This is a genomic window from bacterium (assembly GCA_019637795.1).
GTDB lineage: Bacteria > Desulfobacterota > Binatia > HRBIN30 > CADEER01 > JAHBUY01.
Window position 1 is genome coordinate 328,658 of the sequence record JAHBUY010000005.1, and the last position, 20,111, is coordinate 348,768.

Genomic DNA, 20,111 nt, shown 5'->3' on the forward strand with positions numbered 1-20,111 from the left:
CGCGCGGCGTTTAGCGCGCCCCGCTCCGATCGCCAAGGGGTCGCGGGGGTTGTCGCGGGGTTGGAGTCCGCGGCCGCGCGGGGTCTGATATGGTCCCCGCGATGACCGCGGACCCGTTCCACCAGCGGCTCGGCGAGCTCGGCCCGGCGCTGCTCACCGCCCTGTCGGCCTTCGAGGAGGTGCGACGCCACCTCGACCCGCCGCACCTGCCAGCGCTGCGCGAGGCGGCCGGCCCGATCCACGCGCGCCTGCGCGCCGCGCTGGCGGCGTTCACCGCCGCGCCGGTGCCGAGCGGGCTGGACGACTTCGCGAGCCAGATCCGGCAGTCCGCCGAGGCCGCCGACGGCGCCTTCGCGCTCTTCTGCGACGAGGCATCGCCGGCGCAGGCGATCCCCCGCGTCCTCGGCGCCATGCACCAGCACTGCCGCGCCCAGGAGCTGCTGTATCCGCTGCGCCGCGTGCTGCCGCCGGTCGGGCGCTTCTTCCTCGAGCCGGCGCTGCACGACCGCGCCGCCGAGCTCGACCCGGAGCCGCATCCCGAACACCCGACCGGCATCATCGTCGCCCGCCAGAAGGACGGCGCCCGCGGCGGCTTCTCGCTCTACGTGCCCGAGTCCTACGACCCGGCCCGCGACTGGCCGCTGGTCGTCGCCCTGCACGGCGGCAGCGGCAGCGGCGGCGACTTCCTCTGGACCTGGCTCACCGAAGCGCGCAGCCGCGGCTGTCTGCTGCTGGCACCGACATCGCTCGGCTCGACGTGGTCGCTGATGGACGAGGACGTCGACGCGCCGGCGCTGCGCGCCATGGTCGACTACGTGCGCGCCCACTGGCGCGTCGACGACCGCCGCGTGCTCCTCACCGGCCTGTCCGACGGCGCCACCTACACGCTGCTGTGCGGCCTCCGGGACGACATGCCCTTCACCGCGCTCGCCCCAGTCTCGGGCGTCCTGCACCCCGCCAACCTGCTGAACGGCAACCTGGCGCGCGCCGCCGGCCGCCGCGTCTACCTGGTCCACGGGGCGCGCGACTGGATGTTCCCGGTGGCGACGGCACGCATGGCGCACCGCGAGCTGCAGCGCGCCGGCGCCGACGTCACCTACCGCGAGATCGCGGACCTGTCGCACACCTATCCGCGCGAGGAGAACGCCCGCATCCTGGAGTGGTTCGATCCGGCGCTGCGCCTGGCGCCGGCGGACGGCGCGCGACGCTGAGCGCGTCCGCGTCGCGATCCGGGTCGGCGCAGGGTCAGAGGGTCCCGGCGGCCTCCCGCCAGCCCGCGACGTCGAGCCGGTACAGCACGTGCGGCATGCCGGCCCAGATGACGTCGCGTTCGTACGCGAAGCCGACCCGTTGCATGACCGCGCGCGAGGCGACGTTGGTCGGCAGCGTGAAGGCGACCAGGGAACGCTGGCCGAGCACCTCGAAGCCGACGCGCGCGCACTCGCGCGCCAGCTCGGTGGCGAGGCCGCGGCCCCAGAATTGCGGCATCAGCGCGTAGCCGACCTCGACCTCGTCGCCGCCGCCGACCACGACGCGGCGCAGGCCGCCGCGACCGACGAACGCGCCCGTGGCGCGCTCGTGCGCCATCCAGTAGCCGAAGCCGTGCGCGTCCCAGTGCGCCATCAGTTGCGTCAGGATGTCGGCGCTGACCTCGTCGGAGCGCACGCCGCCGAGGGTCGCCATCACCACCGGGTCGCGGTGCATGCGACGGAGCTCGTCGAGATCGGCGGCGGCGATGCGAGTGAGCAGCAGGCGCGCGGTGTGCAGCCGCCCCAGATCGTCGGGCATCGCGCGCCGCGTCACCGCGCCGACGGAAAGCGCGCGCTCCGCTTCTCCTTCAGCGCCGCGATCCCCTCCCGCACGTCGGCTTCCATGAAGTTGAGCATCTCGTAGGCGAGCGAGGTGTCGAAGATCGGCCCGGCGACGCGCAGCCAGCCGTTGAGCGCGCGCTTGGTGAGCCGGACCGCGTTCTGCGGCCCCGCCGCGAGGCGCGCGGCCACGGCCGACGCCCGGTCCATGAGGTCGGCGGCGGGCACGCACAGGCTGACGAGGCCGATGCGCTCCGCCTCGCGTCCGTCCAGGAACTCCGCGGTCATCAGGTAGTACTTCGCCTTCGCCATGCCGCAGAGCAGCGGCCAGATGATGGCGGCGTGGTCGCCGGCGCCGACACCGAGCCGCAGGTGGCCGTCGGTGAGGCGCGCCGTCTCGGCGATGATCGAGATGTCGGCCATCAGCGCCACCGCCAACCCGGCGCCGACCGCGACGCCGTTGATCGCCGAGACGATCGGCTTCTCGAGGTTCACCATGTTGTAGACGATGTCGGCGGCCTCGCGCAGGGTGCGCGACACCGCCGCCGCGTCGCCCGCCATGCCCTCGAGCAGACGGATGTCGCCGCCGGCGGAGAACGCCGTGCCGGCGCCGGTGACGAGCACGACCCGCGCCGCCGGGTCGGCGCCGATGGTCTTCCACACCTCGGCCAGCTCCCAGTGCATGCGCTCGTCGGTGGCGTTGACCGGCGGCCGATCGAGGGTGAGCAGCAGCACGCCGTCGGGGCGCTGCTCGAAACGCAGATGCTGGTAGTCGGGATACTGCACGCGACACTCCCTCCGAGCGGGTTACCTGACAGGCGCACGCGCCGGCGGCAAGGCGCGCCCACCGGCGGCGTCATCCAGCACGCGCGCGCCGCCCAGCGTCCGTCGCGCCGCCAGCGCGCTACTCGGCGCGCGCCGTCAGGGTGTGCGGCAGCGGCGCGTCCGCCATCCAGCGCGTCGCGCCCGCCTTGCTCAGGCGGCCGAGCAGCATCTGGGTCGTCGGCTCGATGCGATCGAGGAACGGCTTCGGGTAGAGCCCGATCCAGAAGACCAGGATCAGAATCGGCGCCAGCGCCAGCACCTCGCGCGCCGACAGATCCTTCAGCGTCCGGTTCACGGCGTTCGTCACCGGGCCGAAGAAGACGTGCTTGTAGAGGGTCAGCATGTAGGCCGCGCCGAGCACGACGCCGAGGACGCCGATGCCGCCCGCCAGGGGATGGGCGCGGAAGGCGCCGAGCAGGATCAGGAACTCGCCGACGAAGCCGTTGGTGCCCGGCAGGCCGATCGACGACAGCGTGATGACCAGGAACAGCGCCGCGAATACCGGCATGATGCTCCACAGGCCGCCGTACTCGTCGATCATGCGGGTATGACGGCGATGGTAGATGTAGCCGACGAGGATGAACAGCGCCCCGGTCGAGAGGCCGTGGTTGATCATCTGCAGGACGCTGCCGGTGACGCCGACGTTGTTGAAGGCGTATAGGCCGAGCATCACGAAGCCCATGTGGCTGACCGAGGAGTAGGCGACCAACCGCTTCATGTCCGGCTGCAACAGCGCCACCATGGCGCCGTAGACGATGCCGACGACCGCCAGGGTCATGATCACCGGGAACGCCTGCTCGGCAGCGTGCGGGAACATCGGCAGCGAGAAGCGGAGGAAGGCGTAGCAGCCCATCTTCAGCAGCACGCCGGCCAGGTCGACCGAGCCGCCGGTCGGCGCCTCGGTGTGCGCGTCCGGCAGCCAGGTGTGCAGCGGCACCATCGGCACCTTGATCATGAACGCCAGGGTGAACGCCGCGAACAGCAGCACCTGCTCGAGCTCGCTGAGGTCGACCGAGTAGAGGGTCACGATGTCGAAGGTGAGCGGGTGCGACTGGGCGTGGCGGAGCACGAGATAGATCATCCCCGCCAGCATCAGGGCGCTGCCGCTCATGGTGAAGAGCACGAACTTGATGGTCGCGTAGCGGCGGTTGGGACCGCCCCACACCCCGATGACGAAGAACATCGGGAACAGCATCAGCTCCCAGAAGAGGAAGAAGAGGAACAGGTCGACGCTGAGCAGCGCCCCCAGCATCATCCCCTCGAGCGCGAGGATGAGCATCATGAAGTGCTTGCAGTACTTCTCGATGTCGCCCCAGGCGGCGAGGATGATCGACGGCGTCAGCAGGGTCGTCAGGACCACCAGCCAGAGCGAGAAGCCGTCGACGCCGAGCGAGTAGGACACGCCGAGGCTGGGGATCCACGAGGCCTTCTCGGTCAACTGCAGCTCGCCGACCCCGGGCTGGAACATCCCCAGCATCACCAGCGACAGCAGGAAGGGGATCAGCGAGAAGGCGAAGGCGGCGCGGCGCGGGATCTGCAGCGGCTCGCCGGGCAGCAGGCCCACCAGCAGCGCGCCGACGATCGGCGTGAAGATGATCAGCGACAGGATCGGCATCGCGCGCCTCTCAGATCACCAGCGCCGCGACCACGACCATGGCGCCGATCAACATCGCCAGCGCGTAGGCCTGCACGTTGCCGGTCTGGATGCGGCGGGCGCGCCCGCCGAGGACCCGCACCAGGTCGCCGACGCCGTTCACCGCGCCGTCGACCCACCGCGCGTCGACGGTCTGCCAGAAGTAGCGCGACAGGCGCACGTAGGGCGTGATCACCAGCGCGTCGTAGAGCTCGTCGACGTAGTACTTGTTCCACAACAGCGTGTAGAGCCCGCGCAGGCGCGCCGCGATGCGATCGGGCAGGTCCGACTGCTGGCCGTACATCAGGTAATCGAGGCCGATGCCGGCGAGCCCGACGCCGCTGGCGACGGCGATGAGGAACACCAGCGTGCCGGTGCTGGGATGCGGCAGGTGTCCGAGCGCGGCGACCGACGGCTCGAGGTAGTGGCCGATCTCGTCGCCCCACAGCAGCCCATGGGGCAGGCCGATGAAGCCGCCGACCAGCGACAGCACCGCGAGGACGATCAGCGGAATGGTCATGGTGCGCGGCGATTCGTGCAGGTGGTGGCGCGCCGCCTCGTCCACCCGGCTGACGCCCTCGAACACGAGGAAGTAGGCGCGGAAGACGTAGAAGGCGGTCATGCCGGCGGCGACCACGCCGGTCAGCCACAGCCAGGTGTGGCCGCTCATGTACGCCGCCTCGAGGATCAGGTCCTTGGAGAAGAAGCCGGAGAAGCCGGGGAAGCCGGAGATCGCCAGGGCCGCGACCAGGAAGGTGCGCGCGGTGATCGGCATCGCCTTTTTCAGGCCGCCCATCTTGAAGACGTCGAGCTCGCCGTGCAGCGCGTGCATGACGCTCCCGGCGCACAGGAACAGGCACGCCTTGAAGAAGGCGTGCGTCATGAGATGGAAGATCGCCGCCGAGAAGGCGCCGCAGCCGAGGGCGAGGAACATGTAGCCGAGCTGCGAGACCGTCGAGTAGGCGAGGATCTTCTTCAGGTCGCGCTGCACCAGGCCGATGGTGGCCGCGAAGAACGCGGTGGCGGCGCCGATGACGGCGATCAGCTCGAGGGTCGACGGCGACAGCACGTAGAGCGGCGACAGGCGGGCGATCATGTAGACGCCGGCGGTCACCATGGTGGCGGCGTGGATGAGCGCCGACACCGGGGTCGGGCCGGCCATCGCGTCGGGCAGCCAGACGTAGAGCGGGATCTGCGCCGACTTGCCGGTGGCGCCGATGAAGAGCAGGACGCAGATCGCGGTCACCACCGCCGGCGACCATTCCGCCAACTTCGGCGCGAGGTGGTTGATGTCGGTGAAGGCGAGCGTCGGCGCATCCACCTGGCCGAGGCTCCAGAAGAGCAGGAACATGCCGACCAGGAAGGCGGCGTCGCCGATCCGGTTGGCGATGAAGGCCTTGCGGCCGGCGTCGGCGTTGGCCTCGTCGAGGTACCAGAAGCCGATCAGGAGATAGGAACAGAGCCCGACGCCCTCCCAGCCGATGAAGAGCAGCGGCAGCGAATCGCCGAGCACCAGGATCAGCATCGAGACGGTGAACAGGTTCATGTACGCGAAGAACCGCGCGACGTCGGGATCGTCGTGCATGTACCCGAGCGAGTAGACGTGGATCAGGAAGCCGACGCCGGTGATGACGAGGATCATCACGCTGCTCAGATGATCGAGCCGGAACGCCGCCTCGAGGGTGAGCGGCGCGGCGTGGATCCAGGTGTACATGCGATCCAGCAGCGCGCCCTCCGGCGGCAACTGCCAGAGCTGCGCCACGGCCGCCAGCGTCACCGCGAACGCGGCCAGCACCGACAGCGGGCCGGCCAACTTCGCGATCGCGTCGCGACCGCTCTTGGCGGCGTACAGGCAGAGGATCGTGCCGAGCAGCGGGCAGAGCACGATCCAACGAAGAAGGGCCGTTTCGACTACGGGCATCTCATTAGACAGGTTGAACAGCCGCCGGTTCTTGCATGAACCGTTCGGCGCGGCAAGCCGACCTCCGACGGCGGTCGGCCTGCCGGGAGCGCGAACGTCGGCGGCGGCGCAAGCCCCGCGCGGGCTGCCGCGGAGCTGATCCGATCGAGGCCGCGCCGCGCGTGTCTCGCCCGCAGGATCCCGCCCCCGACGACCGCAGCCGGCGACGACACGGTTTGGCAGCGCCCGGCCGGGAACGGCCGGCGTTCGCGCGCGCTACGGCCCGGCGACGTCGACGGCGCGCGGCTCGTAGTCGGGGCGCAGGGTGGACATGAAGGCGACCAGCGCGGTCACCTCGGCCGGCCGCAGGTTCTTGCCGTAGGCGGGCATGTTGCCGCCGCCCTGCAGCACCTGGCGCACGAGCTGGTCGCGGGTGAGGCGCGTCGCCACCGCGTCGAGGCTGGGCCCGCGCAGGCCGCCCTGCCCGCCCAGGCTGTGGCAGTTGCGGCACTGCTTGGCCTGCAGCACCACCGCGCCCTGCAGCTCGAGCGGCGTGCGGCCCTTCACCAGCTCCACCGGCGTCGCGGCGCCGCTCCAGGCGTCCATCACCGGCGACCACGGCGAGTAGGTGCCCAGCCAGGCGAGCACCGACAGGGTGAGCATGATGAGGATGACGCCGACCACGGCCACCGGGCGGCGGCGCGCGCTCTTCTCGCCGCGGTTGGAGAGGAACGGCACCAGGAAGAGCACGACGATGCCGATCGCCGGCGCGGTCAGCATGAGGAACGTCTCCATGTACGGCGGCAGCAGCGCGAACACGGAGAAGAGCGGCAGGAAGTAGAAGTCGGGGCGCGGGTTGGTCTCGATCAGGGTCGGGTTCGGCGGCCCGTTCGGACCGGCGGGTCCGAAGAGCGCGGCGCAGCCGAGGATGGCGAGGATCAGGACGCCGGCGAAGACGAGGTCCTTGCCGATCGCGTGCGGCACGAAGGCGACGCCCTCGCGCCGCAGCAGCGCTTCGTACTCCTCGCGGTAGGTGGCGGGATCCACCGGCTGCCCCGGCCGCGGGTACTCGTTGATCCCGGCCGCCAGCACCAGGCGCAGGTGGACGCTGATCATGGCGATGATCAGGCCGGGAAGGACGAACACGTGCAGGGTGAAGAAGCGCGACAGCGTCTCGCCGGCGATGATCGGGCCGCCGAGCAGCAGCGACGTCAGCGCCGCGCCGAGCACCGGGGTGCGCGCCAGGATGGCGGTGCCGATGCCGAGCCCCCAGTAGGCGTCCTGGTCGAAGCGCAGCACCTGGCCGGTGAAGGCCATGCCGAGCACGCACAGGAAGAGCACGCAGCCGGTGATCCAGGTCAGCTCGCGCGGGTACTTGAAGGCGCCGAACAGGAACACCTGGATCATGTGCAGCGTCATGATCGCCACCATGAAGTTGGAGCCCCAGTTGTGGACGGCGCGCAGGAACCAGCCGAGGTACTGCTCGTAATTGAGGAAGATCAGGCTGGTCCACGCCTGGTCCGCCGACGGCACGTAGGTCAGCGACAGGCACATGCCGGTGACGATCTGGATGACGAAGCACAGCAGGGTGCCGCTGCCGAAGACGTAGAACCAGCTCCCCGAGCTGGCGGGCACGGTGTGTCCGGCCGTCGACTCGAACAGCCGCGTCAGGTGCAGGCGTTCGTCGAGCCAGACGGCGATGGATCGGGCGAGGCGCATCGCGAGCTCCCGGCTGTCAGCCGTCGGCCGTCAGCTCACACCCCCTGCGCCAGCGTCGGCAACTGGCCGCCGCGGACCAGGAGCTGGTCGCCGTCGACGCGATACTCGTACTCGTAGAGGCGGCGCGGCGGCGGGCCGGAGGCGTGCTCACCGTCCTCGTAATAGACGCCGCCGTGGCACGGGCACATGAACAGGCCCGACTCCGGGAACCAGCGCACCGGGCAGCCGAGGTGGGTGCAGTTGATGGCGAACACCTGGAAGCGGTCGTCGGCGATGCGCCGCACCCAGCACGGGATCTCCGCCGTCTCGCCATCCCACGGCGTGGTGAAGGGATTGGTGTAGGTCGCCAGCCGCGTCTGACCGACCGGGAAGTCCGCGAGCGCCCCGAGCCTGATCCACGCCTGATCGCGCTTGCGATTCTTCAGCGCCCCGCCGAGATACCCGATGATCGGTACCGCCAGCAGCGCGCCGGCGATGGCGTTGAGCGCCACGCCCAGGGTGACGAGAAAGTTGCGTCGCGTGGTCTTCATTCGCACTCCGAAGAATTTCACCGCAGAGACGCAGAGGCACGGAGATCGTCTGCTCGACTGCGGGTGGCTGCCTTCATGGGTCTCGTCTCGGCGTCTCTGCGTCTCTGCGGTGACGATCAGGGAAACTGCGGCCGCTGCGCGACCAACCAGGCGACGACGTCGCTGATCTCCTGGTCGCTCGTCGGCTGGTCGCTGGAGCGACCGCGCCAGGGCGGCATGCCGAGATCGGGGCGGCCGCAGATCACCGCCAAGCGCAGCGCCTGGTCGCTCACCAGGCCGAGATAGGCGCCGTCCACCACCGAGCCGCCCTTCGCTCCGCCGCTGCCGTCGGCGCCGTGGCACTCGGCGCAGCGCGCCGCGAACACCTGCGCGCCGGCGCTCGCCGCGCCGGGCGCGCTGGGCGCGTAGGGCGGCAGCATCGAATCGCGCAGGCCGCGCGCCCCCCATTGGCCGAGCATGCCGTCGGCGAGGATCTCGATCTGTCGGTCGGTGAGGGTGCCGCCGGCCGATGGCGCGAATCCGGGCATCGTCGTGTTGGGCACGCCCTGCGCCGTCAGCGCGATGATCCGGTCGCGGCCGGCGACGGCGAGATAGACCGGATCGTTCAGCGGCCGCGCGCCGCCGAGCAGTCCGTCCGGACCGTGGCAGCCGGAACAGTTCTGCCGGTAGAGGGTGGCGAAGTCGGTGACCTCCGCCGGCCGCAGCGGCCGCTCCGCCGCCGTCGGCCTGCCGGGCAGGCTGTCGCAGGCGACGAGGGGCGCGAGCAGCGCGAGCGCCGCGATCCAGGTTCTCACTCGCCACCCTTCCCTTCGCTCAGACCCGGCGCCTCGATGCCGGCGCGGGCGGCGAGCGGCAGGCTCTGCATGGTGCGGATGCGCTGCGTGCGGCTGATGAGGGCGCCGGCGGCGAGCCCGAAGGCGATCTGCGAGGCGACGAACCAGGGCCAGTCGATGCGCGCGTTCAGCGTCGGGTTGACGACGCCGAGCGAGGCCCAGAGCACGCCGCTCCACACCAGCGGCGCGACCAGCCCGCCGGCCAGCGTGGCGCGGCGCGGGAACATCGGCAGGATGGCGGCGTAGACCAGGCCGACGAAGAGCGAGATCGCCAGGTGCGCGATCACCGCGACGCCGAACGCCAGGGCGTCGAACGCCGCCAGCCGCGCCGTGTCGGCGGCGGCCAGCGACGGGATCGCCACCGCCGCGAGCAGATTGATCGGGTACCACAGGCTGCCATGGGCGATCAGCCCGTAGGCGCAGGCGACCACCGCCATCGCCGCGCCGCCGACCAGCCCGCCGAGCGCCCCCGACGAGTAGGGATGGATCTCGACCGGCAGGCGCAGCCGGTGGCCCTCGACGCCCGGCACCAACTGCGCCACGGCGCGCGGCGCCGGCTGCACCGGCCGGGGGCGCTGCGCCGGCGGCCGCAGCGGCACGCGCTCGCGGCGCTCGACCGGCAGCACCTCGCCGAACCAGCCGACGGCGCCGGCGAGGGTCAGGACGCCGCCGACCACCGACACCAACGGATGCATGACCAGGCCGGCGAAGAGCAGCGCGATGCCGAGCGCGGCGATCATCGGCCAGGCGGTCGGCGCCGGCAACTCGACGTGGTCGCGGTCGCTCATCGCCCCACCACGTAGACGACGGTGAACACCACCACCCACACGACGTCGACGAAGTGCCAGTACCACGACAGCACCTCGACGCGCTCGGCGTCCGCCGCGCGCACCGCGCCGCGCAGCGCCAACACCAGCACCAGGCCGAGCAGCAGCAGGCCGACGGTGACGTGGCCGGCGTGGAAGCCGACCAGCGAGAAATAGGTGGTGCCGAAGAGGTTGGTCCAGATGGTCAGGTGGTGGCCGTAGATCAGGCCCCGCCACTCGAGCGCCGTGGCGAGGAGGAAGTAGGCGCCGAGGGCGATGGTGAGCGCCCACCAGAGCGCGAACGCGCCACGCCCGCCGCGGCGCAGGGCGCGCACCGCCAGGGTGATGGTGAGCGAGCTCGAGAGCAGGGCGACGGTCGCCGCCACCGGCGTGTCGAGCACGTCCTGGGGATACGGCCCGCTGAGGCTCTTGCCGATGTAGAACAGGTAGGCGGCGACGAACACCGCGAACAGGCACGACTCGGCGAGGATCATGCACGCCATCCCCACCCGGCCGCGGTTGGCGCCGTGGTCGGCGGGCTCGACGGCGACGGCGGCGCTCACTCGTACCTCCAGTCGGGATCGTCGGGGTGCTTCAGATCCCACAGCGGCCGCCGCGAGCGGACGGTCGGGATGGTCTCGAAGTTGTACTCGGGCGGCGGCGAGGTGGTGGACCACTCGAGCGTCCACGCGTCCCACGGGTCGTCGCCCGCCGGCGCGCCCCGGCGCAGCGCCCAGGCGATGTTGAGCACCAGCAGCAGCACGCCGAGGATCTGCAGCGGCACGCCCGCCGTCGAGAGCCCATTCCACAGCTCGAGGCCGCGGCCGGCGTCGTAGGTGTAGATGCGGCGCGGCATGCCGAGCACGCCCGAGATGTGCTGCGGCATGAACGTGAGGTTGAAGCCGGCGGCGAAGATCCAGAACTGCCAGGTCCCCAGCCGCTCGCTGAGCATCCGGCCGGTGACCTTCGGGAACCAGTAGTAGATGGCGGCGAAGATGGTGAAGAGCAGGCCGCCGATCAGCACGTAGTGGAAGTGGGCGACGACGAAATAGGAGTCGGAGAGCTGCCAGTCGAACGGCGCCGTGGCCAGCATCACGCCGGTCAGGCCGGCGACCAGGAACTGGAAGAGGAAGCCGGTGCAGAAGAGCATCGGGGTCGCGAAGCGGATGCGGCCGCCCCACATCGTCCCCAGCCAGTTGAAGATCTTGATGCCGGTGGGAACGGCGATAAGCATGGTGGAGAAGACGAAGAAGGCGTTGGCGCCGGTGCTCAGGCCGACGGTGAACATGTGGTGCGCCCAGACGCCGAGGCTGATGAAGCCGATCGCCACCGTCGCCGCGACCATGATCGCGTAGCCGAAGATCGGCTTGCGCGAGAACACCGGGATGATCTCCGAGGCGCAGGCGAAGCCGGGGAGGATGAGGATGTAGACCTCGGGGTGGCCGAAGATCCAGAAGAAGTGCTGCCACAGCACCGCCGAACCGCCGGCCTGGGTGTCGAAGAAGTGGGCGCCGAGAAAGCGGTCGAAGAGCAGCATCACCTGCGCCGCCGACAGCGGCGGCAGCGCCACCAGCATCTGCAGGCAGACGACGAAGAGCAGCCAGACGAACAGCGGCATGCGCCGGAAGGTCATCCCCGGGCAGCGCATCGTGCAGATGGTGGCGACGAGGTTGGCGGCGGTGGTCAGGCTGCCGACGCCGCCGACCAGCAGGCCGACGATCCAGTAGTCGGTGCTGTTGCCGCGCGAGAAGGCGCGGCCGGTGAGCGGCGCGTAGGCGAACCAGCCGACGTCCGGCATCGAGCCGGCGCCGTACAGGCCGTCGCCGCCGAGGACGCTGAAGTAGAGCAGCAGCGCGCCGAAGAAGAACATCCAGAAGCCGAAGGCGTTGAGGCGCGGGAAGGCGAGGTCGCGCGCCCCGATCATCAGCGGGACGAGATAGTTCGCCATGCCGACGATGATCGGCATGCCGACCAGGAACACCATCGTCGTGCCGTGCATGGTGAACAAGCGGTTGAACACCTGCGGCGACAGGAAGGTGTTGTTCGGCACCGCGAGCTGGATGCGCATCGCCGAGGCCTCGAGCCCGGCGACGACGAAGAACACCAGGCCGGAGAGGATGTACATGATCCCCAGCTTCTTGTGGTCGACCGTCGTCACCCACTCGTGCAGCACGCTGGTGACCCCCGGGCGGCTGCAGGGAATGGCGATCGGATGTTCGGCGACAGCCATGGTCTGCTCTTCACCGCCGCGACGCGGCGTCGCGGCGGCCTCGCAACGCCAGTCCGTGATCTCCGCGCTTCTGCGCCTCTGCGGTGGAATGCGTCATTTCAACGTCGCCAGATACGCGACGATTTCTTTCACGTCGGCGTCGGCCAGCTTCATCGCCGGCATCAGGGCGCCGGGCTTGATGGCGTCGGGGTTGGTGATCCAGGCGCGCAGCGCGTCGGGCGTGTTGACGGCGGCGCCGGCGGCGATGGTCTCGCGGCTCATCAGGTGGGTGAGATCGGGGCCGAAGACGCCGTCGGCGACGGTGCCGCCGATGCGGTGGCAGTTGACGCAGGCGACGGACTGGAAGAGGTCGCGGCCGGCCGTCGCGGCGGCATCCACCGCCGCCGGCTGGCGCTGACCGGCGACCCAGGCCTCGAACTCCTCCGGCGGGTGGGCGACGACGCGCAGCATCATGCGCGCGTGCTGGGTGCCGCAGTACTCGGCGCACTGGCCGAGGTAGGTCCCGGCGACCGCCGGCTGGAACCACATGCGGTTGACGCGGTTGGGAATGACGTCGGTCTTTCCGTTCAACTGCGGGACCCAGAAGCTGTGCACCACGTCCGCCGACTCGAGGCTCAGGAACGTCGGCCGCCCCAGCGGCACGTGCAGCTCGTTGGCGGTGACGACCCCCTGGTCCGGATAGCGGAACTCCCACCACCACTGGTGGCCGATCACCCGCACCTGCAGCGCGTCGCCGGGCGGCGTCGCGTTCTCCACCGCGATCAGCGTCCGCGTCGTCACCAGGAAGAGGACGAAGACGATGAGCGTCGGCACCACCGTCCACGCCAGCTCGATCTGGTTGCTGCCGTAGACCTGCGGCGGCTCGCGGTCGTCGTCGCCCGGCCGCTGACGGAAGCGGACGATGCTGTAGGTCAGCAGCGCGCCGACGATGACGAAGATCGCGGCGCAGATGCCGAGCAGCAGCAGCGACAGGGCGTGGATCTCGTGCGCCGGCGGCGACAGCGGTTCGAAGATGCTCGGGACCGGGCCGGGCGCCGCCGCGCCGCGTGTCGCGAGGAGCAGGCCCGCCAGCAGTGCGAGCGCGCCGAACCCATCACGCTCTCGTACCCCGCACCACCACACGCCGCCCGCTAACCACATCGCCATCGCGGTCGTCAATGCTGCCGTCGCCGTCGACCGCGGCGCGGCGCAACGTCGCTGGATCGGCAGGGCGGGCCGCTCGCGAGGGCGCGCCGGCCCACTGGCGCCGGGCGCGCCGGCGGACGCGCGCGCCCTAGTGGCACTTCCTGACGCTGCCGCCGCCGTTGCTGGCGCAGGTGACGGCGGTGCTGAAGGCGCACGCGCCGCCGTCGCTGGCGGCCTGGGTGGCGCCGAGCACCCAGGTGAGCCGGAGTGGGCCGAGCGGCGGCGCGATGGTGGCGTTGCGCGCCTTCATCTGCAGGTCGAGGTCGGAGGGACCGCGCACCTTGTAGCGGATCTGGCCGAGGCCATTGGCGCTGCCGGCGGTGCAGGCGGGCGGATCGAGGGCGCCGGAGCGGTTGCGGTAGAGGCTGCGCGCGGCGTCCCAGCCGTCGCCGGGCGCGCAGCCGCCGGCGGCCGGCGCCGGCACCGGCGTCGTGAAGCGGCTGAGCTCGTAGACCGACGCGCCGCCGCTGCCGAGGTCCTCGATCAGGAGCTGGGCGCCATCGGCGAACGGCGGCGCCACCGGGATGCCGCCGGGGAAGAAGAGCGATGCCTTCAGGGTCAGGCTCTGCGAGCCGGGCGCGGCGGCGAGGCCGCCGAGCTTGAGCTGGACGGCGCCGAGCGCGCCGCCGCCGGCGCACAACGGCGCGCTCGGCGGCGGCACGCAGCCGCCGGCCACCGCCTGCGGCGTCCACCAGTTGCCGGACATGACGATCATCGCCAGCAGCTTGAGCGTGTTCTCGTAGTACGCTTCGTCGGCGAGCGAAGTCGCGGCGACCAGATCCCAGGTGGCGTTCAGCCAGGCCTGGTTGCCGGCGTCGACCATGGCCGCGACGCCGAGCGGCGCGACGAAGGCCATCGAGCGATAGTCGGCGCCGGCGCTGAGCGTGCCGTCGAGCTGATAGCCGGACTTGATGTTGCCCGGATCGTCGCCGGTGGCGCCGCGCATCCAGGTGGTGATGCGCTGCGCCGCGGTCTTGGCGCGCGGATCGCCCGAGACCAGGAAGTCGGTGCCGAGCCGCCACGGATCGCGGCAGGCGTTGTAGTCGTAGGCGCCGTCGTTCGGCCCCTCGAGGAAGCTCGGCCCCACCGGCGCCGGCGTGCCGAGCGGGTTGGCGATGAAGTCGGGCAACAGGCCGGTCAGCGGGCTGTGCGTCGTCTGCAGCGCGTCGAAGACGCCGTAGGTGTGATCGAGGATGTTCGACCACAGCGGATTGCCCGACGCCGCCGCGAAGGCGCGCAGGTGGTCGGGCATGAAGTCCGAGGAGCGGGTCGACTGGTAGTACGTGGCCTCGGCGGGATTGGTCCAGTCGCCCAGCCGCATGTACGAGCCGCTGCCGTCCACCTCGCCGCTGGCGATGCCGGCGAGCACGGCGGCGGCCTCGGCCGCGTAGTCGATCGGGCCGCAGCTCCCCCACTGCTTGTCGGCGAGCAGCAGCGCGTAGGCGATGTCGAGGTCGCCGTCGGTGGCGCTGTCGGCGCCCTGGCCGCTGCCGCACGACTTGCGCTGGTACCAGGCCATCAGCGACGGCGTGAACACCGACGGATGCTCGCGGAAGAACGTGACCATGCCGTCGAAGATGACGCGCGCGTCGGGGTCGTGCCCCGCCATCAGCGCCGCCAGCAGCATGCCGTAGCCGTGCGCTTCCGAGACCGTGAGGTTGCCGGCGCGCGTCCTCGCCTCGACGACGTAGCGCCCGGCGCCGCAGGTCTGCTTCAGGAAGCGCGCCTTCCAGGCGTCGTAGAAATCCCGCGTCGCCTGGTCGAGCGCCGCCTGACCGAGGTGGTCGGGCAGGATCGATCCCGCCGCGTAGCTCCCCGGATGCGAGGCGAAGGGATGGTTCTGCGCCGCCGCGGCGCCGACCAACGCCGCCAGCGCCACCCACGCCAGGCCTGCCCGCCGGATCAGTGGCATCGCCTCCTCCCGCGCTCTCCATGCCGCAGGAGCGGCGGCGCGGGCAAGGATTTTCCGCTCGCCGCCCTCCGGCGACCGGCGGCACGGCTCGCCATCCGCCCCCGGCGCGGCTAGGGTAGGCTCCTTGCCGCCGACCCCCACCACATCTTCCGCGCGCCGCGAGCCGCTGCTCGACCTGTGGCGCGGCCTGGCGCTCATCGACATGACGTGGGTGCACCTGGCGCTCTACCCGATCGGCATGCCGGCGACGCTGGCGCTGTGGATCGGCACCTACACGCGCTTCGCCGCCGGCACCTTCGTGATGATCTCCGGCATCGCGGTGGCGCGCGTCTTCGGCGCCGCGCTGGCCGGCCCACCGGCGGCGGCGCGCCAGGCCCGTCGCCGCCTGCTCCGCCGCGCCCTCCTGCTGCTGACCATCGACCGCGCCGCGGCCCTGGCCTTCGTCCTCATCGAGGGGGCACGATCGCCGGCGAGCTACGCCCCGCGCGCCGCCGACCTGCTCCCCCTGCTCACCTTCGCCTCGCCCGGCGTCACCGGCGGGCTGTTGGCGCTCTACGCCATCCTGCTGGTGGCGACGCCCCTGCTCGATTCCCTGCGGCGGCGCCTCGGGTCGGGCGCGCTGCTGGCGCTGAGCGCGGCGGTCTACGCGGCCGGCTACGCCGGATCGGCGGGGACGACCTGGCCGTTCCCGCCGCTGCTGTGGCAGGCCATCTTCGTCACCGGCTACGTGCTGTCGGACCCGCTGCGGCGGTGGTTCGCGGCCGGACCGACGCCGCGGTTCCTGGTCGCCGTTTCGAGCGCCTTCGCGCTGGTGTTCGCGGTGCGCAACGGCGCGGCGCTCGGCCTGCCGCTGCCGGCGCCGCCGGCCGGCCTCGCCTTCGTGAAGGTGCCGCTGAGCCCCGCCGAGCTCGCCTGGTATCTGATCGCCTCGACCTTCGTCCTGGCGTGGACGGCGGCGCTGTGGCAGCGGAGCCCGCTCGTCCGCGAGCGCGCCGAGTGGCTCTGCCAGTTGGGGCGCAAGAGCCTGCTGGTCTACACCGCCCACCTCTTCCTGGAGGTGCCGATCCTCGAGCTGCTGACGCTCCTCGATCCGACGCCGCTCGCCCGCGCCGCCATGCTGCCGCTGGCGGCGGCGCTGCTGGTCGCCATCGCCGCCACCGGCGAGTGGCTCGATCGCCGCCGCGGCGCCGGCGGGCGCGCCCGCGCCTGGCCGTCGCTGCGCCTGCCCAGCTCCGGCGCGGTGGGGAGCGGCGTGGCGATCGCGTCGCTGCTCGCGGTCCTGGTCATGCAACAGGTGATCCCGCCCCGCCCCGGCGGCGAGGTCGAGACGACCGCGACGTACGACGACGCGGTCGTGCCGATCGAAGCCGTGACGGGCGACGACGCGCTCCCCGCCTTCGCCGAGGCCGACGGCCCGCCGCTGCCGGCGACGCCGGCGGTCGACGACGCGATCTCGGCCGCGCCGCTCGACGCCTTCGACGAAGACGCCGGCGGCGCCGAGATCTGACCGCCGCCCGGCGACGCGCCCGGCGGCGCTCAGGCCCGCTTGCGCGTCGGCGGCGGCTGGCGCTGGCGGCGGCCGCGCGCGGACTCGCCCTCCCACATGCGGAAGCCGCCGAGGAAGGCGTTGGCGTTGTCGCCCAACTCGACCCCCTTCGGCAGGTCGGCGAGCTTCTTGGCGTTGCCGCCGCCGACCACCACGTAGTCGGCCTGCATCGCGGCGCGCAGGCGGGCGACCACTTCCGCCACCTCCCTGCGCCATTTCTTCTTGCCCAGGCGCTCGAGGCCGCGCAGGCCGACGTAGTCCTCGAACGTCCGGCCCTTCTTGTACGGCAGGTGCGCGAGCTCGAGCGGCTCCACCTGCCCCTCGATGACCAGGGCCGTGCCGAGCCCGGTGCCGAGCCCGAGAAAGAGCATGCGCCCGCCCCGGTAGCTGCCGAGCGCCTGCATCGCGGCATCGTTGAGGATGCGCACCGGCTTGCCGAAGGCGCGGCGGTAGTCGAAGCCGACCCAGCCGTGGCCGAGGTTGTGCGGCTCCAACATCGGCGCGTTGTGCAGCACCGGCCCCGGATAGCCCATCGCGACCACGTCGTACGTCCATCCCCGCGCCAGCTTCTTCACCGCCGTGACCATGCGGCGCGGCGTCATCGTCGGGCCCGACGCGACGGCGCGCTTCTCGGTCTCGCCGCTGACCAGGATCTTCACGTGCGTGCCGCCGATGTCGATCGCCAGGACCCGCATGCCGTCGCTCCTCCCGCCGCCGCTCAGCGCGCCCGCTCGCGCACGCCGTCGCGACCGGCCACGACCACGCGCTCCACCATCGACGCGAGGAAGATCCCGTGCTCGACGATGCCCGGAATCGCATCCAGCCGCGCCGCCAGCGACGCCGGATCGACGATGCGCCCGAACGACGCGTCCATCAGCAGGTTGCCGTTGTCGCTGCGCTCGCCGCGGGTGGTGACGGCGCGGGCGCCGAGGGCGCGCACCTGCGCCGCGGCGACGGCGGGCGCGAAGGGCAGCACCTCGAGGGGCAGCGGGAAGGCGCCCAGCGTCTCCACCAGCTTCGCCTCGTCGACGACGACGATGAAGCGCCGCGCCATGGCGGCGATGATCTTCTCGCGCGCGTGCGCGCCGCCGCCGCCCTTGATGAGGTTACAGCCGGCGTCGACCTCGTCGGCGCCGTCGATGGCGATGTCGAGCGTCAGGAGCTCGTCGGGCGGCACCACCCGCAGCCCGAGGCCGGTCGCCAGGGCGCGCGTCCGCTCCGAGGTCGCGGCGCAGACGATGTCCGGCCGGCGCTCACCGAGCGCGACGATGGTGAAGTGGACCGTCGAGCCGGTGCCGAGGCCGACGGTCATGCCGTCGACGACGTAGTCGGCGGCGCGGCGGCCGGCCTGCTCCTTCGCGTCGGCGCGCGGATCAGCCATGGCGCGGCGCGCTCACCCTTCGCCGGCGGCGGCGCGATCGGCGAGCAGGCGGGCCCGCTCCTGGCGCACGCGTCCGCCGGGGATGGCCGCATTCGCGGCTCGCAGTTGGCGCAGCGCCTCCACCTTCTCGGCGCCGGTGACCACCCACAGCACCTGCCGCGCGCGGTCGATCGTGGGATAGGTGAGGGTCAGGCGCCGCCGGCCCTGGTAGGTGCCCGCCGTCGGCGCGACGTCGGCGGCGTGGACGCCGAGCACGGCGTCGCCCGGCACCAGCGACGCGGTGTGGCCGTCCGGCCCGAGGCCGAGGTGCACGAGATCGAGCACCGGCGGCGCCCCGCACACGGCGCGCAGCGTCGCGGCGTACTCCTGCGCGGCGCGGTTGAGGTCGGCGTCGGTCACCGGCATCGGGTGGAGCTGCGCCTCGGGCAGCGGCGCCGCGGCGAGCAGGCTCTCGCGCAGGTGGGTGAGGTTGCGGTCGGGATCGCCGTCCGGCGCCACCCGCTCGTCGACCTGGAAGACGTCGACGCCGGGCCACGGCACGTCCTCGGCCGCCAGCAGGCGCAGCATCACCCACGGCGTGTGGCCGCCGCTCACCGCCAGGCTGAAGCGCCCGCGCGCCTTCACCGCCTCGCGCGCCGCCGCCGCGATCAGCGTCGCCGCCCGCTTCGCGACGGCCTCGGCATCCGGGAGAACCTCTACGTCCATGCGGCTCGATGGCCCATCAACGCGGAGACCACGAGGCGCGCGGAGCAATTGCTCGGCGTCCTCCGCGTGGCATCAGCTCTTCTTCTCCAGGTGCCCGCCGAAGCCGAAGCGCATCGCCGACAGGACCTTGTTGGCGAAGTCCGCTTCGGCGCGCGAGGCGAAGCGGTCGAACAGCGCCGCGCTCAGCACGTGCGCCGGCACGCCCTCCTCGATCGCCGCCTGCACCGTCCAGCGCCCTTCGCCGGAGTCGGAGACGCGGCCGGCGAACTGCCCGAGCTGTGGGTCGCCGGCGAACGCCTGGGCGGTGAGATCGAGCAGCCACGAGGCGACGACGCTGCCGCGGCGCCACAGCTCGGCGATGTCGGCGAGGTTGAAGTCGTACTGGTAGTGCTCGGGATGGCGCAGCGGCGTCGTCTCGGCGTCCACCGCCTGCGTCGCCTTGCCGACGTTCGCCTTGTGCAGGATGTTGAGGCCCTCCGCGTAGGCCGCCATCAGCCCGTACTCGATGCCGTTGTGGACCATCTTCACGAAGTGGCCGGCGCCGTTCGGACCGCAGTGCAGGTAGCCGTCCTCGGCGGTGCTGCCGCTGATCTTCTCGCGCCCGGGCGTGCGCGGCGCCGCGTCGCGCGACGGCGCCAGGGCGGCGAAGATCGGATCGAGGTGGCGCACGATCTCGGTCTCGCCGCCGATCATCTGGCAGTAGCCGCGCTCCAGGCCCCAGACGCCGCCGCTGGTGCCGCAGTCGACGTAGTGGATGCCCTTGGCGCGCAGCTCGCCGGCGCGGCGGATGTCGTCGATGTAGTAGGAGTTGCCGCCGTCGATGATGATGTCGCCGCGCTGCAGCCGGCCGCTGAGATCGGCCAGCGTTCGGTCCACCACCGCCGCCGGCACCATGATCCAGGCGGCGCGCGGCGCCGTCAGCTTGGCGACGAAGTCGTCGAGCGACGTCGCGCCGACCGCGCCCTGGGCGACCAGTCCCTGCACCGCCTCCGGCGAGACGTCGTAGACCACGCACTGGTGCCCCGCCTTCATCAGCCGCAGCACCATGTTGGCGCCCATGCGCCCGAGACCGATCATGCCGAGTTGCATGGCTCCTCC

Annotated in this window: 17 protein-coding genes and 1 pseudogene; 2 read left to right on the forward strand and 16 right to left on the reverse strand. The window is 71.8% G+C overall.

What is annotated here, in order from left to right; all coding sequences use genetic code 11:
- Window positions 1–101: 101 nt before the first annotated feature.
- Entirely contained in the window at window positions 102–1,211 is a 1,110-nt protein-coding gene (locus KF840_18450; protein MBX3026893.1) for a phospholipase, read from the forward strand.
- 34 nt (window positions 1,212–1,245) lie between these two features.
- On the opposite strand, the gene KF840_18455 is transcribed toward KF840_18450, so the two are convergent.
- From KF840_18455 to KF840_18510, 12 genes and pseudogenes are all read right to left on the reverse strand, one after another.
- A complete protein-coding gene (locus KF840_18455) occupies window positions 1,246–1,788 on the reverse strand; it encodes a GNAT family N-acetyltransferase (GenBank protein ID MBX3026894.1) in 543 nt (180 codons plus the stop codon).
- 11 nt (window positions 1,789–1,799) lie between these two features.
- Window positions 1,800–2,594, reverse strand: a complete 795-nt coding sequence (locus KF840_18460; GenBank protein MBX3026895.1) for an enoyl-CoA hydratase/isomerase family protein — start codon at window positions 2,592–2,594, stop codon at window positions 1,800–1,802.
- Between the two features lie 118 nt (window positions 2,595–2,712).
- On the reverse strand, window positions 2,713–4,248 hold the full coding sequence (locus KF840_18465; GenBank protein MBX3026896.1) for an NADH-quinone oxidoreductase subunit M: 1,536 nt from the start codon (window positions 4,246–4,248) through the stop codon (window positions 2,713–2,715).
- A 10-nt stretch (window positions 4,249–4,258) separates the two neighbouring features.
- Window positions 4,259–6,187 carry an NADH-quinone oxidoreductase subunit L gene (nuoL, locus tag KF840_18470; GenBank protein MBX3026897.1) on the reverse strand — a complete coding sequence of 643 codons (1,929 nt, stop codon included), beginning with the start codon at window positions 6,185–6,187 and terminating at the stop codon, window positions 4,259–4,261.
- A gap of 255 nt (window positions 6,188–6,442) precedes the next feature.
- On the reverse strand, window positions 6,443–7,885 hold the full coding sequence (locus KF840_18475) for a cytochrome b N-terminal domain-containing protein (protein ID MBX3026898.1): 1,443 nt from the start codon (window positions 7,883–7,885) through the stop codon (window positions 6,443–6,445).
- A 35-nt stretch (window positions 7,886–7,920) separates the two neighbouring features.
- Window positions 7,921–8,415, reverse strand: a complete 495-nt coding sequence (locus KF840_18480) for a ubiquinol-cytochrome c reductase iron-sulfur subunit (protein MBX3026899.1) — start codon at window positions 8,413–8,415, stop codon at window positions 7,921–7,923.
- A 116-nt stretch (window positions 8,416–8,531) separates the two neighbouring features.
- A complete protein-coding gene (locus KF840_18485; GenBank protein ID MBX3026900.1) occupies window positions 8,532–9,197 on the reverse strand; it encodes a c-type cytochrome in 666 nt (221 codons plus the stop codon).
- An 8-nt stretch (window positions 9,198–9,205) separates the two neighbouring features.
- Window positions 9,206–10,036 (reverse strand): hypothetical protein, encoded by an 831-nt coding sequence (locus KF840_18490; protein MBX3026901.1) that lies wholly within the window; start codon window positions 10,034–10,036, stop codon window positions 9,206–9,208.
- A complete protein-coding gene (locus KF840_18495) occupies window positions 10,033–10,557 on the reverse strand; it encodes a cytochrome c oxidase subunit 3 (protein MBX3026902.1) in 525 nt (174 codons plus the stop codon). The genes KF840_18490 and KF840_18495 overlap by 4 nt, the downstream gene beginning before the upstream one ends.
- A 56-nt stretch (window positions 10,558–10,613) precedes the next feature.
- On the reverse strand, window positions 10,614–12,284 hold the full coding sequence (gene ctaD / locus KF840_18500) for a cytochrome c oxidase subunit I (GenBank protein MBX3026903.1): 1,671 nt from the start codon (window positions 12,282–12,284) through the stop codon (window positions 10,614–10,616).
- Between the two features lie 93 nt (window positions 12,285–12,377).
- Entirely contained in the window at window positions 12,378–13,424 is a 1,047-nt protein-coding gene (coxB, locus tag KF840_18505) for a cytochrome c oxidase subunit II (GenBank protein MBX3026904.1), read from the reverse strand.
- A gap of 727 nt (window positions 13,425–14,151) precedes the next feature.
- Window positions 14,152–15,342, reverse strand: a pseudogene (locus KF840_18510) (hypothetical protein).
- Window positions 15,343–15,505: 163 nt separating this feature from the next.
- Between KF840_18510 and opgC the strand changes: the two are divergent.
- The gene (opgC, locus tag KF840_18515) at window positions 15,506–16,888 is read left to right on the forward strand and encodes an OpgC domain-containing protein (GenBank protein ID MBX3026905.1); all 1,383 of its coding nucleotides are present in this window, start codon (window positions 15,506–15,508) and stop codon (window positions 16,886–16,888) included.
- Window positions 16,889–16,917: 29 nt separating this feature from the next.
- Here the strand turns inward: opgC and KF840_18520 are convergent, their stop codons facing one another.
- The 4 genes from KF840_18520 to gnd all read right to left on the reverse strand — a co-directional run bounded on the left by KF840_18520 (window position 16,918) and on the right by gnd (window position 20,102).
- On the reverse strand, window positions 16,918–17,622 hold the full coding sequence (locus KF840_18520; protein ID MBX3026906.1) for an ROK family protein: 705 nt from the start codon (window positions 17,620–17,622) through the stop codon (window positions 16,918–16,920).
- A 23-nt stretch (window positions 17,623–17,645) separates the two neighbouring features.
- On the reverse strand, window positions 17,646–18,308 hold the full coding sequence (gene rpiA, locus KF840_18525; GenBank protein MBX3026907.1) for a ribose-5-phosphate isomerase RpiA: 663 nt from the start codon (window positions 18,306–18,308) through the stop codon (window positions 17,646–17,648).
- 12 nt (window positions 18,309–18,320) lie between these two features.
- Entirely contained in the window at window positions 18,321–19,013 is a 693-nt protein-coding gene (gene pgl, locus KF840_18530; protein MBX3026908.1) for a 6-phosphogluconolactonase, read from the reverse strand.
- 72 nt (window positions 19,014–19,085) lie between these two features.
- Window positions 19,086–20,102 carry a decarboxylating 6-phosphogluconate dehydrogenase gene (gnd, locus tag KF840_18535; protein MBX3026909.1) on the reverse strand — a complete coding sequence of 339 codons (1,017 nt, stop codon included), beginning with the start codon at window positions 20,100–20,102 and terminating at the stop codon, window positions 19,086–19,088.
- Window positions 20,103–20,111 lie beyond the last annotated feature (9 nt).

What these genes read in the sequence shown, in the direction of transcription:
- ctaD (MBX3026903.1), bottom strand. Translation starts at nt 12,284, where the DNA reads ATGGCTGTCGCCGAACATCCGATCGCCATTCCCTGCAGCCGCCCGGGG.
- KF840_18450 (MBX3026893.1), top strand. Translation starts at nt 102, where the DNA reads ATGACCGCGGACCCGTTCCACCAGCGGCTCGGCGAGCTCGGCCCGGCG.
- coxB (MBX3026904.1), bottom strand. Translation starts at nt 13,424, where the DNA reads ATGTGGTTAGCGGGCGGCGTGTGGTGGTGCGGGGTACGAGAGCGTGAT.
- KF840_18475 (MBX3026898.1), bottom strand. Translation starts at nt 7,885, where the DNA reads ATGCGCCTCGCCCGATCCATCGCCGTCTGGCTCGACGAACGCCTGCAC.
- nuoL (MBX3026897.1), bottom strand. Translation starts at nt 6,187, where the DNA reads ATGCCCGTAGTCGAAACGGCCCTTCTTCGTTGGATCGTGCTCTGCCCG.
- pgl (MBX3026908.1), bottom strand. Translation starts at nt 19,013, where the DNA reads ATGGACGTAGAGGTTCTCCCGGATGCCGAGGCCGTCGCGAAGCGGGCG.
- KF840_18495 (MBX3026902.1), bottom strand. Translation starts at nt 10,557, where the DNA reads ATGGCGTGCATGATCCTCGCCGAGTCGTGCCTGTTCGCGGTGTTCGTC.
- gnd (MBX3026909.1), bottom strand. Translation starts at nt 20,102, where the DNA reads ATGCAACTCGGCATGATCGGTCTCGGGCGCATGGGCGCCAACATGGTG.
- KF840_18480 (MBX3026899.1), bottom strand. Translation starts at nt 8,415, where the DNA reads ATGAAGACCACGCGACGCAACTTTCTCGTCACCCTGGGCGTGGCGCTC.
- KF840_18455 (MBX3026894.1), bottom strand. Translation starts at nt 1,788, where the DNA reads ATGCCCGACGATCTGGGGCGGCTGCACACCGCGCGCCTGCTGCTCACT.
- KF840_18465 (MBX3026896.1), bottom strand. Translation starts at nt 4,248, where the DNA reads ATGCCGATCCTGTCGCTGATCATCTTCACGCCGATCGTCGGCGCGCTG.
- rpiA (MBX3026907.1), bottom strand. Translation starts at nt 18,308, where the DNA reads ATGGCTGATCCGCGCGCCGACGCGAAGGAGCAGGCCGGCCGCCGCGCC.
- KF840_18490 (MBX3026901.1), bottom strand. Translation starts at nt 10,036, where the DNA reads ATGAGCGACCGCGACCACGTCGAGTTGCCGGCGCCGACCGCCTGGCCG.
- KF840_18520 (MBX3026906.1), bottom strand. Translation starts at nt 17,622, where the DNA reads ATGCGGGTCCTGGCGATCGACATCGGCGGCACGCACGTGAAGATCCTG.